Source organism: Ferruginivarius sediminum (genome assembly GCF_003344765.1).
GTDB classification, from domain to species: domain Bacteria; phylum Pseudomonadota; class Alphaproteobacteria; order Kiloniellales; family Rhodovibrionaceae; genus Ferruginivarius; species Ferruginivarius sediminum.
This window is the reverse complement of the sequence record NZ_QPMH01000005.1, coordinates 1-15,629: the sequence shown is the minus strand read 5'-3', so window position 1 is coordinate 15,629 and position 15,629 is coordinate 1. Positions and strand designations below refer to the sequence as shown.

14 protein-coding genes are annotated in these 15,629 nt (G+C 66.9%); 10 read left to right on the top strand and 4 right to left on the bottom strand.

The genetic code is table 11. The features are described 5' to 3' along the window. Positions 1-51 precede the first annotated feature (51 nt). On the top strand, positions 52-1,842 hold the full coding sequence (locus tag DRB17_RS07025) for a chloride channel protein (RefSeq protein WP_114581497.1): 1,791 nt from the start codon (positions 52-54) through the stop codon (positions 1,840-1,842). An 87-nt stretch (positions 1,843-1,929) separates the two neighbouring features. Continuing rightward, entirely contained in the window at positions 1,930-2,145 is a 216-nt protein-coding gene (locus DRB17_RS07020; protein WP_114581496.1) for a hypothetical protein, read from the top strand. Between the two features lie 168 nt (positions 2,146-2,313). Here the strand turns inward: DRB17_RS07020 and DRB17_RS20180 are convergent, their stop codons facing one another. Next, positions 2,314-2,487, bottom strand: a complete 174-nt coding sequence (locus tag DRB17_RS20180) for a hypothetical protein (RefSeq protein WP_153242364.1) — start codon at positions 2,485-2,487, stop codon at positions 2,314-2,316. Between the two features lie 309 nt (positions 2,488-2,796). Here DRB17_RS20180 and DRB17_RS07015 point away from each other — a divergent pair, with 309 nt between their 5' ends. After that, positions 2,797-5,076 carry an ATP-dependent helicase gene (locus DRB17_RS07015; protein ID WP_114581495.1) on the top strand — a complete coding sequence of 760 codons (2,280 nt, stop codon included), beginning with the start codon at positions 2,797-2,799 and terminating at the stop codon, positions 5,074-5,076. A gap of 25 nt (positions 5,077-5,101) precedes the next feature. On the opposite strand, the gene DRB17_RS07010 is transcribed toward DRB17_RS07015, so the two are convergent. Together DRB17_RS07010 and DRB17_RS07005 are read right to left on the bottom strand one after the other, a co-directional pair. Then, positions 5,102-6,688 carry a cisplatin damage response ATP-dependent DNA ligase gene (locus tag DRB17_RS07010; protein ID WP_114581494.1) on the bottom strand — a complete coding sequence of 529 codons (1,587 nt, stop codon included), beginning with the start codon at positions 6,686-6,688 and terminating at the stop codon, positions 5,102-5,104. Then, positions 6,685-7,740 (bottom strand): ligase-associated DNA damage response exonuclease, encoded by a 1,056-nt coding sequence (locus DRB17_RS07005; RefSeq protein WP_114581493.1) that lies wholly within the window; start codon positions 7,738-7,740, stop codon positions 6,685-6,687. Before DRB17_RS07005 ends, DRB17_RS07010 begins: the two co-directional genes overlap by 4 nt. Positions 7,741-7,899: 159 nt before the next feature. On the opposite strand from DRB17_RS07005, the gene DRB17_RS07000 reads away from it, so the two are divergent. The 7 genes from DRB17_RS07000 (at position 7,900) to pdeM (ending at position 15,062) form a co-directional block, all read left to right on the top strand. Then, on the top strand, positions 7,900-8,598 hold the full coding sequence (locus DRB17_RS07000) for a c-type cytochrome (RefSeq protein WP_161958731.1): 699 nt from the start codon (positions 7,900-7,902) through the stop codon (positions 8,596-8,598). 3 nt (positions 8,599-8,601) lie between these two features. Next, positions 8,602-8,967, top strand: coding sequence for a c-type cytochrome (locus DRB17_RS06995; protein WP_206607810.1), 366 nt, complete (start codon positions 8,602-8,604; stop codon positions 8,965-8,967). Between the two features lie 58 nt (positions 8,968-9,025). After that, positions 9,026-10,156: a multicopper oxidase domain-containing protein gene (locus DRB17_RS06990; protein WP_114581490.1), complete on the top strand. Its 1,131-nt coding sequence runs from the start codon at positions 9,026-9,028 to the stop codon at positions 10,154-10,156. A 49-nt stretch (positions 10,157-10,205) separates the two neighbouring features. After that, positions 10,206-11,159 carry a multicopper oxidase domain-containing protein gene (locus DRB17_RS06985; protein ID WP_114581489.1) on the top strand — a complete coding sequence of 318 codons (954 nt, stop codon included), beginning with the start codon at positions 10,206-10,208 and terminating at the stop codon, positions 11,157-11,159. 159 nt (positions 11,160-11,318) lie between these two features. Then, positions 11,319-11,750 (top strand): Rrf2 family transcriptional regulator, encoded by a 432-nt coding sequence (locus DRB17_RS06980; protein WP_114581488.1) that lies wholly within the window; start codon positions 11,319-11,321, stop codon positions 11,748-11,750. Between the two features lie 90 nt (positions 11,751-11,840). Beyond that, on the top strand, positions 11,841-14,315 hold the full coding sequence (locus DRB17_RS06975) for a ligase-associated DNA damage response DEXH box helicase (protein WP_114581487.1): 2,475 nt from the start codon (positions 11,841-11,843) through the stop codon (positions 14,313-14,315). 12 nt (positions 14,316-14,327) lie between these two features. Further along, positions 14,328-15,062: a ligase-associated DNA damage response endonuclease PdeM gene (gene pdeM / locus DRB17_RS06970; protein ID WP_241503767.1), complete on the top strand. Its 735-nt coding sequence runs from the start codon at positions 14,328-14,330 to the stop codon at positions 15,060-15,062. A 109-nt stretch (positions 15,063-15,171) separates the two neighbouring features. On the opposite strand, the gene DRB17_RS06965 is transcribed toward pdeM, so the two are convergent. Then, positions 15,172-15,629 (bottom strand): transposase (locus DRB17_RS06965; RefSeq protein ID WP_147274834.1); only part of this gene is annotated, 458 nt, incomplete at its 5' end.

Genomic DNA, 15,629 nt, shown 5'->3' with positions numbered 1-15,629 from the left:
ACGTGCTATGAATGCGCGCGTAGGGGAACCGCGAAAAGCTCGTTTCGATTCATGGCCTTGCCGGTCGTCCAAAAGTTGCGTTGGCGCGCGCTTGCCTACTTGCGGCGCCTGAGCCATTCCGGGCAGCTCGCGCCGCCGCTGGTGGCGCTTGTCATCGGACTCCTCGCCGGGGTTGCCTCCATCGTATTCCGTCTGACGCTGGCCGGCGTACAGACCGTCGCCCTGGGTTTCCCAAGCGAGCGCGTGGTGACGATGGTGGCGGAGCAGCCCTGGTGGCGGCTTCTTCTGGCGCCCGCCCTGGGCGGGTTGCTCGTGGGCATCATTGTTGACCGCTTCATGCCGCAGCGCCGCCCCCAGGCGGTTGCCGAGGTGATCGAGGCGAACGCACTGTCGGGCGGCCGGATGTCCCTGCGCGACGGCCTGATGGCGGCGTTCATCAGCGCGACCTCGCTTGGCGTCGGCGCGTCGATGGGGCGCGAAGGACCGGTCGTGCATCTGGGTGCGGCCGTTGGCAGCTTCCTCGCCCAGCGCCTGCATCTTGGCCGGGCGTTGCGGCGGACCTTGCTGGGCTGCGGCGTCGCCGCGGCGATTGCCGCCTCGTTCAACGCGCCCATCGCCGGCGTGTTCTTCGCTCTGGAAGTGGTGGTGGGCCACTACGCGCTGTCCGCCTTCGCGCCCATCGTGATCTCGTCGGTCACGGGAACGGTGATCTCGCGGATGTATTACGGCGACTATCCGGCCTTCGTCCTGCCGGAGGTCTATGAGATCGCCAGCTTCTGGGAATTCCCGGCCTTCGCGATCCTGGGCCTGATCTCCGCCGTTGTCGCCGTCGTGTTCATGCGCTCTGTCATGTTCGCGATGGATACCTTCGAGCGGTCCCGCCTGCCGATATGGAGCCGCCCCGCCATTGCCGGGCTTGCGGTTGGCGCGGTGGCGGTCAGCGGCTTCCCGCACATTCTGGGCGTTGGATACGAGGCGACGGACGCTGCCCTGTCGGAGCTTTACCCGCTGTGGCTTCTAATCGCGCTGGCCGTGCTGAAGACCGCCGCGACAGCGACCTGCATGGGTGCCGGATTCGGCGGCGGCGTATTCTCACCGTCGCTGTTCCTGGGCGCCATGACCGGCGGGGCCTATGGTATCGTTGCGACGCAGTTGTTCCCCGAACTGTCGTCGGGCTACGGCGCGTACACCATCGTCGGCATGGGCGCGGTCGCCGGCAGCGTGCTGGGCGCGCCGATCTCCACCATCCTGATGATCTTCGAATTGACTGGCAGCTATGCGCTGACCATCGCGGTCATGGTCGCCACCGTGCTGGCCAGCACCATATCGCAGCAGGTGCACGGGCCGTCGCTGTTTTACTGGCAACTTCAGCGCCGTGGCGTGAATATCCGCAGCGGCCAGGAGGTCGGCCTGCTGCGCAACATCCGGGTACGCCGGCTGCTGGACCGGGAATTCGAGACGGTCAAGCCCGACGCGCCCATCGCCGAGGTGCGCGACAAGCTGGTCCACGCCCCCTGGGGGGAGCTTTTCGTCGTGGAGGACAGCGGGCGGCTGGCCGGGACGATCTCCTTCCATGACCTGCACGAGGCGGCGTTCGACCGCAGCCGGGACGGCAGCCTGACGGCCGCCGACACCATGCGCCGCAGGCCGCCGGTCCTGCAGCTCGACGACGACCTGGAACGCGCGGTGGACATCTTTGGCACGTCGGGTGAGGTGCATCTCCCCGTGGTGGCGGACCGCGAGGGCATGCGGCTTCTTGGCGTCGCGCACGAACACGAGCTCATGGCGACCTATCACCGTGCGCTGACCCAGGCCAGGCGCGAAGAACGAGGCGAAATTTGATATATGATTCCGATATGTTATTAATAATGGTTAACAGAGGGTGAGGAATATCGGTTATTGTGCCGGGAGGGCATCGGGCAGGAGTGTATGACGGTGAAAGCGGAAGGAGACTCGATGCCCTTGAAGCTGTCGGAACCGTCGGGAGACGCGGCGCGTTCCCATGCCAGCGTTGCCGAGCAAGCCCGCCGCCTGCGGGAGGCCGGCGAACTGTTGCGCGGCGCACACCCGGAACACGCGGCCGCCTGCGTCTTCGCCGCCGTGATCCTGGAAGCCGAAAGCGAACCGGAGCAGTTCCGCCGCTAAACCGCGATGAAGGGGATCCGGCGCACCCTCGCGCAAGCCCGTCGGACCTCAGCCAAGGTCACGCGTCGATTCTAACCGCTGGTTGATCGGCCATGCCGGTCGGCCGATGGCCCCGCCACCCCAAATACGTGCGATAAATCATCCTATGTTAAGGGAACCGCCCGGCAGTCAGTTCTTGTAGGTCGTACTGTCCTCTTCCGAGGCAAGGCTTTCCAGCACAGCCGCCGCGAGGGCAAGCGCGCGCCTTCGGTCCTCTTCATGGGACGGCTGTTCCGACATCAATTCATAGAGCACCCGTGCATATGCGCGAAGTCGCTGGGCGTGCGTAAGATCGGAGACCATGCTGTAACCGTCCGCCAGATTCCGCGTGTGACGCCGATCCCGCCAAGAGATCGGTTGTAGATGGTTAACTCACATACCTCTTTACGGGTCTACAAACAAGAGTTGTAGCATTTTCCCGACAATTCCGTGTTGCTGTCGCGTGGATCCAGTTGGGATTCAACGTGACGTCGCATCTCGGGCGAATCGGACGCGTTGTGGTTTATCTTTCCGGATCGTTCGGCTTTTCCAGGGCGTGTGCGCGATAGCCCGCCTCGCTCCTCGCGATCCGGGGCTGATTCATGGGTGGCGTCTGCGCTATATATAGCGGCCATGACACATCCCGATCCGCATCATCCCGAGGTCGCCGAGGTCCTGCTTTCGGCGCTGAACGATTCGCAGCGCGCGGCCGTGGAGGCCGTGGATGGCCCCGTGCTGGTTCTCTCCGGCGCCGGCACGGGCAAGACGCGCGTGCTGACCACGCGGCTGGCGCACATCCTGACGAGCGGCAGGGCCCGGACGGCGGGGGAGATCCTGGCCGTCACCTTCACGAACAAGGCGGCGCGGGAAATGAAGGACCGCGTGGCGCACCTGACAGCCGCGCGCTCGGTCGAGGGGTGGTGGCTGGGCACCTTTCACGCGCTGGCCGCGCGGATGCTGCGCGACCACGCCGAGAAGGTCGGGCTGGCGCGGAACTTCACGATCATCGATACCGACGACCAGATCCGCCTGATGAAGCAGCTTCTGCAGGCGGAGGGTATCGACGACAAGAAGTGGCCGGCCCGCGCCGTCCTGCACGCGGTGCAGCGCTGGAAGGATGCCGGCAAGACCCCGGACAAGGTGGGCACGGCCGAGGCCGGCGACATGGCCGGCGGGCGCGCGGTGGAGCTTTACCGCGCCTATCAGGAGCGGCTGCGCACCCTGAACGCGTGCGACTTCGGCGACCTGCTGTTGCACTGTCTGACGCTGTTCCAGACGGACAGCGAGGTGCTGAAAAGCTACCAGACGCGCTTCAAGTACATCCTGGTGGACGAGTACCAGGACACCAACGTCGCCCAGTACCTCTGGCTGCGGCTGCTGGCCCAGGGGCACAAGAACATCTGCTGTGTCGGCGACGACGATCAGTCGATCTACGGCTGGCGCGGCGCGGTCGTCGACAACATCCTCCGCTTCGAGCAGGACTTCCCCGGCGCACGGGTGATCCGGCTTGAGAAGAACTATCGCTCCACCGGCAACATCCTGGCAGCCGCCTCGGCGCTGATCGCGCACAACGAGGGCCGACTGGGCAAGACGCTCTGGACCGAGGTGGAGGAAGGCGAGAAGGTCCGCGTGCGCGGCCTGTGGGACGGCGACTCGGAAGCCCGCTTCGTCGGCGAGGAGATCGAGGATCTGCACCGCCGCGGCGATCCGCTCTCGGAGATCGCGATCCTGGTGCGCACCGGCGCCCAGACGCGCGAGTTCGAGGAGCGCTTCATCACCCTGGGGCTGCCCTATCGCGTGGTCGGCGGCCCACGCTTCTACGAGCGCATGGAGATTCGCGACGCGCTGGCCTACCTGCGGCTGGTGCAATCGGTGGATGACGACCTGGCGTTCGAACGCATCGTCAACACGCCAAAGCGCGGCCTCGGCAACGCGGCGCTGCGCACGCTGCACGGCGCGGCGCGGGCCGGGCGCACGTCGCTGATGCGCGCGGCGATGCAGGTGCTGGAGACCGACGAATTGCGCCCGCAAGCGCGCCGCGCGCTGCGGGAGCTGATGGAGAGCTTCGCGCGCTGGCGATTGCTGGCGCAGCAGACGAGCCACGTCGAGCTGGCCCAGGTGGTGCTGGACGAAAGCGGCTACACCGAGATGTGGCAGAACGACAAGTCGGTGGAGGCCCCTGGACGGCTGGAGAACCTGAAGGAGTTCGTGCGCGGCATGGAGGACTTCGATTCCCTCGCCGGGTTCCTGGAGCACGTCAGCCTGGTGATGGAGAACACCGCCGGCGACAACGGCGACATGGTCACCGTGATGACGCTGCACGCGGCCAAGGGGTTGGAGTTCGACACGGTGTTCCTGGCCGGCTGGGAGGAAGGGCTATTCCCCAACCAGCGCGCCATGGACGAACACGGCGTGAAAGGGCTGGAGGAGGAACGGCGCCTCGCCTATGTCGGCCTCACCCGCGCCCGCAAGCGCGCCATCGTCAGCTTCTGCGCCAACCGCCGCATGTATGGAAGCTGGAGCGCCGCCGTTCCCTCGCGCTTCGTCGATGAACTCCCGCCCGCGCATGTGGAGGTGGAGAGCGAGGCCGGCCTCTACGGCGCGGCGCAGCCCACCTGGGGCGGAACGGGCGGCATGGCTGGCTTAGCGGATGCAGGGCCGTCGCGATATTCCCCCGGCATGGCGCGCGCGCGGCAGCGCCAGGGACAAGGCACCCGCTTCATCGAGGGTACGGCCGAGGTGGTGGACAGCCTGCCCGGCCGCTGGAGCCGCGGGGACCGGGTGTTCCACCGGAAGTTCGGCTACGGCACCGTCAGGGCCACCGAGGGCGAGCGCCTCACCATCGCCTTCGACAAGGCCGGCGAGAAAAAGGTCATGGCCGGCTTCGTCATGCCGCCGGAGCAGGCGGATTAGCCCGGTCGCGTGCGAGGCTACGCCCTCACCGCTCGACCATCGCTTCGAGCGTTTCCAGCAGGTCCGCCTCCGACGCCGGCTTGTCCCAGCGGATGCGGCTGACGCGCGGGAAGCGCATGGCCACACCCGACTTGTGGCGGGTGGAGGGATGCACGGCATCGAAAGCGATCTCCAGCACCAGTTCCGGCGAGACCGCGCGGACAGGGCCGAAGCGATCCACTGTATGATCGCGCACCCACTTGTCGAGCCGGCGCAGTTCCACGTCGGTGAAGCCGAAATACGCCTTGCCGACAGGCACCAGTTCCCAGCCGCCATTTTCCCGGTCCGGCCGCCACGTGCCGAAGGTGTAGTCGGAAAAGAACGACGAGCGCTTGCCGTGGCCGCGCTGGGCGTACATCAGCACGGCATCCACCGATAGCGGATCGCGCTTCCACTTGTACCAGGGTCCCTTCGGCCGGCCGGCGACATAGGCGCTGTCCGCGCGCTTCAACATCAAGCCCTCGATACCGCGCTGGCGCGCTTCCTCGCGAAGCTGCCTCAGATCGTCCAGCGCCGCGACGGGCAGCAACTCGGACAGGTCCATCCGCGCCGGCCGGGCGCGGGCATGCCATCGCTCAAGGCGCGCGCGGCGGTCATCGAATCCGAGGGGGCGCAAGTCCTCTTCCCTCTCGAACAGGATGTCGTACAGCCGGACGTGGGCGGGCGAGTCCCTGAGCATCTTCTGAGTCACGGTCTTGCGGTTCAGGCGTTGCTGCAGGTCGTTGAAGGACGCCACTTCCCCGTCGCGCACCACCAGCAACTCGCCATCCAGCACCGCGTCGAAGTCCATCGCCTCGGCGATCTCGGGGAATGTATTGGTGATGTCCTCGCCGGTGCGCGAGAACAGGCGCCGATTGCCGTTGCCGGCAACGATCTGCACGCGGATGCCGTCCCATTTCCATTCGGCGCGGTAGGCCTCGACGTCCAGCCGCTCCACCTCCTCGTCGGCCAGCGGGTTCGCCAGCATCAGCGGGCGGAACGCGGCGCGGGCGTCGATGATGGGCTTCTCCCGCCGGCCCTCCAGCCAGGCGAACAGCTCTTCATACGGCGGCGAGAGGCCGTGCCAGACCTCCTCGATATCGGTAAGGTCGGCGCCGAACGCCTCGGCCAGCGCGGTCTTGGCCAGCCGCTGCGACACGCCGACGCGAAGGCCGCCGGTGATCAACTTCAGCAGCGCCCAGCGCTCCGTCGGGTCCAGCGCATCGAGCCAGCGTTCGATCAGGTCCGGCACGCGTTTGCGGTGCGCGCGTTCCAACTCGCCAACCACCTCGGCGATGTCGGGTGGCCGGTTGGCGCCATGGCGCGCCGGCCAAATCAGGGCGACGGTTTCGGCAAGGTCGCCCACGTAATCGTAGGACCAGCCGAACAGCACCGGGTCCACGCGGGTCGCCACCAGATCGCGCACCTGCCCCGCTTTGGCCGAGCGGAAATCCAGCGCCCCTGTCAGCGCCGCCAGCGCATAGCCGCGCTGCGGATCGGGCTGATGCCTGAAATAGTCGCCCATCAGCCGCAGCTTGGCATTGCGCGACGAGGTGAAGACGAGACGGTCGAGCAGTTCGGCGAAGGCCCTCATCGCCCGCCCTCCCCGCCAACCTGCCCCTGGTCCTCGGGGTCCGCGTCCTCCTCGCCCCAGCCGACAACGGCCAGCGCGCGGGCGTCGAAGCCGCGCCCACGGGCCCAGTGGCACAGCGCCTCCTCGCTGCCGTGGGTCACCCAGACCTTCGGTGCCGCCACCTCTTCCAGCGTGGCGGTCAATTCGTCCCAGTCGGCATGGTCGGAGATGATAAGCGGCAGCTCCACCCCGCGCTGCCGGGCACGCTGACGCACCCGCATCCAGCCCGACGCCATGCAGGGCAGCGGCTCCGGCAGGCGCCGCGCCCAGCGGTCGTTCAGCGCCGCCGGCGGGGCCAGCACGATCTCGCCCGCCAGCGCCGGCTTTGCCTGTCCCGTCGCCGGTTCCAGCGGCCCCAGGTCGACGCCGTGCCGCCGGTAAAGCTCGCACAGGCCCATCAGCGCGCCGTGCAGGTAAATCGGCCGGTCGTAGCCAGCCTGCCGCAACAGGGCGATCAGCCGCTGCGCCTTGCCCAGCGCATAGGTGCCGACGAGGATCGCGCGCTCGGGGAACATCCGGCGTGCGTCCAAAAGCCGCATCGCCTCGTGCAGCGGGTCGGGATGGCGGAACACCGGCAGGCCGAAGGTGGCCTCGGTGACGAAGGCGTCGCAGGCGAACGGCTCGAACGGCGCGCAGGTCGGATCGGCGCCGCGCTTGTAGTCGCCCGAGACGACGACACGGCTGCCCGCATACTCCAGTACCGCCTGCGCGCTGCCCAGGACATGTCCCGCCGGCGCCAGCCGCAGCGTGACGTCGCCGATCCGCCGCGTTTCGCCGTAGGCCATGGGCTCGTGGCTGCGTCCAGCCCGCTCGCCATAGCGATGGCGCATGATCGCCAGGGTTTCCGCCGTCGCCAGCACCGCGCCGTGGCCTGGCCGGGCGTGGTCGGCATGGCCATGCGTGACGACCGCCCTCGGCACGGGCCGTGTCGGATCGACATGGAAGTCCCCCGGCGCGACGTAAATGCCGCGGTCGGTGACCTGGATCCAGCTTTCCGGGTTCGGTGCGCTCATCTGCCTTACATAGCTGGGACAACCGATGCTCGCGTCAATGGAATCGCATCGCCCTTAATTAATGTATTGACGATACATGTATGTGCTGTACATGTTTTGGCCGCGGCGCACCTTTCAGCCATGGGGAGCCGAAAACCAACCGCCACAAAGGAGAGAGCCATGTGGGGGCAACCCCGCCGGGGACCATGGACGTCCCTCCTCTTCGCGGCCCTGCTTGCAACATCCGGGCAGGCCGGGGCCGCCGACTCCAAGGCGTTCGTCGAGGGCGAATGCGCGCAGTGCCATACGCTGGAAAAGCCTGCCGAATTCACGGTCGAGCGCATGCTCAATCGCGAGGCACCCGACCTCTACTATGCCGGCAACAAGTTCCGGCGGGAATGGCTGGTCGAGTGGCTGCAGGAACCTAAGCGCATCCGCCCGGCCGGCACCTACTTCGGCCAGAACGTGGTCATGGGCGACGAGCGCGACATCGTGCCCGACGACAAGCTGGAGCCGCATCCCGCCTACTCGGCCGAAGAGGCCGAAAAGGCGGCCGAGTACCTGATGACGCTACGGCCCTACGACGACCTCATCGCTGAGGCGAGCTATCAGGAGAAGCCGGTCTCGGGGATGATGGGCAAGATGAACTTCGGCAAGTTCAAGGGCTGCGATGCCTGTCATCAGCCGACACCGGGAACCGGCGGCCTGTCGGGGCCGGAAGTGCATACCGCCTTCGCACGGGCGACGCCGGAATTCCTCTTCAGCTTCATCAAGAATCCGCAGGCCTGGGAACCGCGCACCTTCATGCCCAATCCGGGTCTGAACGACGGCGAGGTGAACAAGCTGGTCAACTACCTACGGTTCCTGAGCGAGGAGTGAGAGATGCGAAGAGCGAACCTCATGATCGGTGCCGTTACCGCCGCCGGCATCCTGGCCGCCAGCCCGGCCGGGGCGGAGGAACCCAGCGGCAAGCAGCTCTATGACCTGTTCTGCACGCAGTGCCACGGCGTCAACGGCGACGGCTGGGGCCTGAACACCGGGGACATCCGCGTCCTGCCCCGCGATCATACCGAGAAGGCGGAGATGGCCGCGCGCACGGACGACCACCTGTTCAAGGCCATCAAGCACGGCGGCACGGCCGTCAACAAGTCGAACCTCATGCCGGCCTGGGACGCCAACATGACCGACGCCGAGATCCGCCGCGTGGTCGCCTACCTGCGGGAACTGTGCGACTGCTCGGCCGACTAAGTGCCCATTTTTTTGGGCTTGAAGATGTAATAATTATACATCTAAAGGGAGCGAGCCAATGCTTGAACCGCCAAGCGCGCTGCGGCGCGTCCTGCCGACAACGCTCGGCTGCGCCATTCTGGGCCTGGCCCTGGGCGCACCCGCATGGGCGGGCGAGACCCATCATGTCGAGATGACCATCGAAGAGCGCATCACCGAGGTGGCGCCGGGCTTCAAGGCGAAGGTCTGGGCGTACAACGGCCAGGTTCCCGCCCCGCTGATCCACGTGAAGGAGGGCGACACCATCGAGGCCGAGGTCACGAACCTCTCCACCCTGGCCCACACCATCCACTGGCACGGCACCTATCAGACGGGGACGTGGGAAAGCGACGGCGTGCCCGACATCACGCAAAAGGCGATTGCGCCGGGAGAGACGTATACCTACCGCTTCGTCGCGGATAAGCCCGGCAGTCTCTGGTACCACTGCCACGTCAACGTGCCCGAGCACGTCGGCCTGCGCGGCATGTGGGGGCCGATGATCGTCGAACCGAAGGATCCGCTGCCGATCGAGGAGGAGGTCACCAAGGACGCCGTGCTCATGTTCTCCGGCTGGAACCCGGAGGTGGCGATGCAGTACGGCAAGGGCGGTCACCCGACGGAAAAGCTGTCGTACTTCTCCATCAACGGAAAGTCCTTCCCGACGACGCAGCCCTTCCGCGTGAAGGAGGGCGACGTGGTGCGCCTGCGCCTGTTCGCGGTCAGCAACAACGTGGCATTCCACCTGCACGGACACGACATGCTGGTGACCCACAAGGACGGCCTGCCCATCGAGGACCCGTACTGGGCGGACGTCGTCAGCCTGCAACAGGGCGAGCGCAAGGACGTCATCGTGCGCATGGACAATCCCGGCCGCTGGATCGTCCACGATCATATCGAGCATCACGTCAGCAACAACGGCAAGACGCCGGGCGGCGCGGTCTTCGTCGTGGAGTACGAGTCCGTGGCGCGCGACGACCCCTGGTACGTCTGGAAGGACAAGGAATACAACCCGGACTTCTACCTGACCCAGAGCCTGGAAGAGGACCACGGCCTCATCGAGCAGCCGTTCTTCAAGGGCGAATCGGCCGAGGAAGCCGCGTCCAAAAGTGGGCGCAGCCGGAACAGCGGGCGAAGCCGGGGACGCAACAGCGGCCGCTCGGCCGACGAGTAGCCGCACCGACAGCAAAAAACCATTCAAAGACTTCGAGGAGGAGCATCCGATGAATGCGAAGCGCATCCTGTGCGTCGCCGCGGCGGCCGTGGCCCTCATGGCGGCACAGACGGCGGATAGCCTGGCCGAGACGGTCAAGGTGGAACTGCCGGTGATCGAGAAGGACCTGCCGGTCGACAATGCAGGCAATACCCAGCCGATGTGGACCTTCGGCGGCACTATTCCGGGGCCGACCATTCGCGTCACCGAAGGCGACACCATCGACTTCACCCTTGTGAACCAGAAGGGTAACAAGCAGAGCCATTCGATGGACTTCCACGCCGCCATCGTCTCCGCCGCCGACGAGTTCGAGGCCGTGAAGCCGGGGCAGAACAAGCATTTCACCTTCGAGGCCAGGAAGCCCGGCGTCTTCATCTACCACTGCGGCGCGGACCCGATGATCGAGCACATCGGGCGCGGCATGTACGGCGTCATCATTGTCGACCCGAAGGAGGGCTACAGCGAGGAATTCCCCGAGCCGGACCGGGAGTACATCCTGGTCCACGGCGACCTCTTCGAGACCGGCACGACCGCAGAGCAGATGATCCGCAACGAGAACCGCAAGGGCACGCTCGTCAACGGGCGCATGTTCCACTACGACCCGCTGCACGACCCCAACGCCGGCATGATGCTGATGGCCAAGCCGGGCGAGCGGGTGCGCATCTACTTCGTGAATGCGCAGGTGAACGAGCCGGTCTCCTTCCACCCGATCGCCAACATCTGGGACAAGGTGTGGAACAGCGGTAACCCGAGGAACGTCGAGCACGACTTGCAGACCCGCATCGTGCCGGTCGCCTCGGGCGCCATCTTCGACATCATCCCCCCCAAGGGCCGCGAAAGCGTGAACGTGCTGGTCGACCACGCGATGAAACACGCGCTGACCGGCGGCATCTCGGTCCTGATGAACTCCGAGGCCGCCGACGACAGCCTCGGCCACGGCGACAACCTGCTGCCCCGGCCCTAACCCCCTATCCCCACACAGGGGGCCGGGCAGTGCCGGCGTGGGCGTGTTCCGCACGCCCACGCCGGATTTTTTTATGCTGGCATATCAGATGTCTAACATATGCATCTTGTCCACACGCCGTTGTGCGTTATCGTGAGTGGGAACAAGCCGGAGGGCGCAATGCAGCTTAAGTTCTTCACGGATTACGGACTTCGGGTCCTGCTTTATGTGGCCGCCAATGACGGGCGGCTGGTCACGATCGACGAGATTTCACGCTCTTACGGCATATCCCACGAGCATTTGCGCAAGATCGTCCACAAGCTGGCGCAGAGCGAATTCCTCGCCACGCGGCGGGGCAAGGACGGCGGCATGTCGCTGGCCCGGCCGGCAAGCGAGATCCGCCCCGGCGACGTCATCGAGGCGCTTGAGGATGTACGGACCATCATCGACTGCGACCGCGACCCCTGTCCGCTTCGCGGCGTCTGCCGCCTGCGCACTGCCCTCGACGATGCCCGCGACGCCTTCATCGACACAATGAACAAGCACACCCTGGCCGACCTCGTCGGCGGCGAGACCGGGGCGAAGCTCTCGGAACTGCAGCCGGCCGAGTAGCGCACCGCCGCCCGCCGTACGCGGCTCCACGCGGCGGACCAATCTTGCCCCTGTTCCCGTCTCGGCCATTGACGCTATCATCCCGCGGCGATGGACGGAATCGCCGCCAGCCCTGAAAGCCAGAACCTGCCCGCCCCGATTGCCGCGTGGTTCCACTCGCACGGATGGCGGCCGCACGCGCATCAGTTGGAGATGCTGGCCGCGGCACGGGCCGGGCGTTCCGCCCTGCTGATTGCGCCGACGGGCGGCGGCAAGACGCTGGCCGGGTTCCTGCCGACGCTGGCGGAACTGGCGGAAGCGCCGCGCGAGGGCCTTCACACCCTTTACATCTCGCCGCTGAAGGCACTGACGCAGGACATTCACCGTAACCTGAGCGAGCCGGTCGAGGGCATGGGCCTCGACATCGCCGTCGAGACGCGCACCGGCGACACGCCGCAGAACCGCCGTCAACGACAGCGGCGGCGGCCGCCGCAGATCCTGCTGACGACGCCGGAAAGCCTGGCGCTGCTGCTGTCCTACCATGATGCGGGGACGGTGTTCGGCGGCCTTCAGGCGGTCGTCATCGACGAATTGCACGCGCTGGCCGGCACCAAGCGCGGCGACCTGCTGGCCCTCGGACTCGCGCGGCTGGCACGCCTGGCGCCGCAATGCCGGCGCATCGGCCTGTCCGCCACGGTGCGCGACCCGGAAGAGTTGGCCGGCTGGCTCTCCATCGGCGGCAAGGACGGGACCGCAGTGACGCGGATCGACGCCGGCCCCGGCCCGAAACCCCGCATCGACATGCTGACGACGCGCGAGTACCTGCCCTGGGGCGGCCATATGGCGGTGCATGCCCTGCCCGAGGTGTACGAGCGCATCAAGGACGCCGGCACCGCCCTTGTCTTCGTCAACACCCGTGCCCAGGCCGAGATCGTGTTCCAGGAACTGTGGCACCTGAACGAGGATGCCCTGCCGATCGCGCTCCACCACGGTTCCCTCGACGTGCAGCGGCGGCGCAAGGTGGAGGCCGCAATGGCGCGTGGCGAGTTGAAGGCCGTTGTCGCGACGTCGTCCCTCGACCTCGGCATCGACTGGGGGGCGGTGGATCTCGTCGTACAGGTGGGCGCCCCAAAGGGCGTGGCGCGGCTGCTGCAGCGCATTGGCCGCGCCAACCATCGCCTGGATACGCCCTCCCGCGCGCTGCTGGTGCCCGCCAACCGCTTCGAGGTGCTGGAATGCCGCGCCGCCATGGACGCCATCACAGCCAGCACGCTGGACGGCGAGCCGCTGCGTCCGGGCGGCCTGGACGTCCTGGCGCAGCACGTCCTGGCGACCGCCTGCGCGGGGCCGTTCGAGCCCGACGATTTGCATGCGGAGGTGCGGACCGCGCAGCCCTATCGCGATCTGGAGCGGAGCGACTTCGACGACATCCTGGCCTTCGTCGACCACGGCGGATACGCGCTCACCGGCTATCGCCAGTTCCGGCGGCTGCACCGCGACAGGAACGGGCGATACCGCGTCGCTTCCGCCCGCGACGCCCAGCGCTACCGTATGAACGTCGGCACCATTGTCGAGGCGCCCACGCTCAAGGTGCGGCTGAAGCGCGGCCGCGTTCTGGGCGAGGTCGAGGAATACTTCGCACAGCACCTGCAGCCGGGCGACACTTTCATCTTCTCGGGCGAGCTGCTGCGCTTCGAGGGTATCCGCGAGATGTCGGTGGAAGTCACGCGCGCCAAGGGCACCGAGGAACCGAAGGTGCCGGCCTACATGGGCGGGCGGCTGCCGCTGTCGACGCACCTCGCAGACCGGGTTCGCGGCATCCTGGAGGACGGGCGCGCATGGCGCGACCTGCCGCGGCCGGTCGCGCAGTGGCTGGGACTGCAACGGTGGCGCTCGCTGGTGCCGGGGCGCGGCGGGCTGCTGGTGGAAAGCTTTCCGCGTGGGGACAAGGAGTTCCTGGTGGCCTACTGCTTCGAGGGGCGGAACGCGCACCAGACGCTGGGCATGCTGGTAACGCGCCGGATGGAGCGCATGGGCCTGAAACCGCTGGGTTTCGTTGCAACGGACTACGTGCTGGCGGTGTGGTCGCTGGCCGCGCCGGACGAGGCGCAGGTGGATGCGCTGTTCGACCAGGACATGCTGGGCGACGACCTGGAGGAATGGATGGCGGAATCCTCCATGCTGCGCCGGACCTTCCGCAACGTCGGCATCGTCGCGGGGCTGCTGGATAAGCAGTTGCCCGGGCACGAGAAGACGGGCAAGCAGGTGACTTTCTCGGCCGACCTGATCTATGACGTGCTGCGCAAGCACCAGCCCGACCATGTGCTGTTGCGCACCACGCGGCAGGAGGCGGCGGGCGGCTTGACCGACGTGCGCCGCGTGGCGGACATGCTGGCGCGGGTGCGCGGCCGGATCCGCACGCAAAGGCTGACGCGCATCTCGCCGCTGGCCGTGCCGGTGCTGCTGGAAATCGGCCGCGAGCAGGTTTACGGCGAGGCGGTCGACGAACTGCTGGACGAAGGCGCGCAGGCGCTGATCGACGAGGCGACCGCAAGCGACCTGGACCAGGCCGAACTGCCCCTTTAGGAGCCGATCCCGGTGGATGGAGATGGCCGGATTTCAAGCGAAGCCATGAAGGCGCCCGGATTGCGCGGCGAGACGGCGCGATTGCGGGTCAATGGCGCGGACCTTCTGGCCGACCTCTCGGGCGCTCTTGTCTGGCCCGACAAACGAACGCTGGTCGTTGCCGACCTGCACCTTGAGAAAGGCAGCAGCCTTGGCCGGCACAAGCGGCCGCTGCCGCCCTACGACAGCGCGGCGACGCTCGGCCGGCTGGAAACGGTCATTGCACGGTATGAGCCCGAAACCGTGATCTGCCTAGGCGACTCCTTTCACGACGGAGATGGCGCGACCCGCCTGAGCGACGGGGATCGCGGCCGGCTGCGCGCCCTCACCAACGCCCGCGAATGGGTCTGGATCGCCGGTAATCACGACCCCGCGCCAAGCCCCAAGATTGGCGGTCAGGTGGCTGAGGAGCTTGTGATCGGCGGCCTGCTTTTCCGGCACGTCGCGGCCGACGGCCGGGCACCGGCCGGCGAAATCTCCGGCCACTATCACCCCAAGGCCGCCGTCTGGGCGCGCGGACGGCGGATGAGCCACCGTTGCTTTGCCGGCGACGGCCGCCGTCTCGTCCTGCCGGCCTTCGGCGCCTACACGGGCGGGCTGAGCGTCCTCGACCCTGCGATTCGTGCGCTCTTCCCACGGCGTTGCGAGGTCCATCTGCTGGGGCGCCAGCGCATTGTCAGTGCCGACCGGAGCGCGCTGGTGGCATGAGAGCGGCGCGAAAATAAGAAAATAAAAAGGGACGGTGCCGAGTCAGGGGGAGGTAGGCTTGGCACCGTCCCGAGGAAGGGTCGCAATGGGGGTGAGCAACTGTCTTTCATCATGCCGCTTTTGGCTGCCAGGGCGTGTTGTCGCGAAGCATGGCGTTGAGGATGGTGATCATCTTGCGCATGACGGCGACAATGGCGACTTTGGGCTTCTTGCCGGCGGCGTCGAGGCGTTGTCGAAAGGGCCTGATGACGGGATTGTGGGTGCCGGCGACCATGGCGGCCATGAACAACGCCGCGCGGGTGTCGGGGCGACCGCCCTGGATGTATCGGACGCCTTGGTGCTTGCCGCTCTGGTCCTCGAAGGGAGCGACGCCGACAAGAGCGGCGATTTGCTTGCGCGAGAGTTCGCCGAGCTCGGGCAGGAGGGCGATGAGGGTGTGGGCGAGCCCCGGCCCGACGCCCTTCATGGAGAGCAGGAGGGTTTTCTTCGCCTGCAGCGCCGGATCGGCCTTGATGAAGGCGGTGATACGCTTGTCGAGGGCGGCGATGTCGGCCTTGAGGGCTTTGG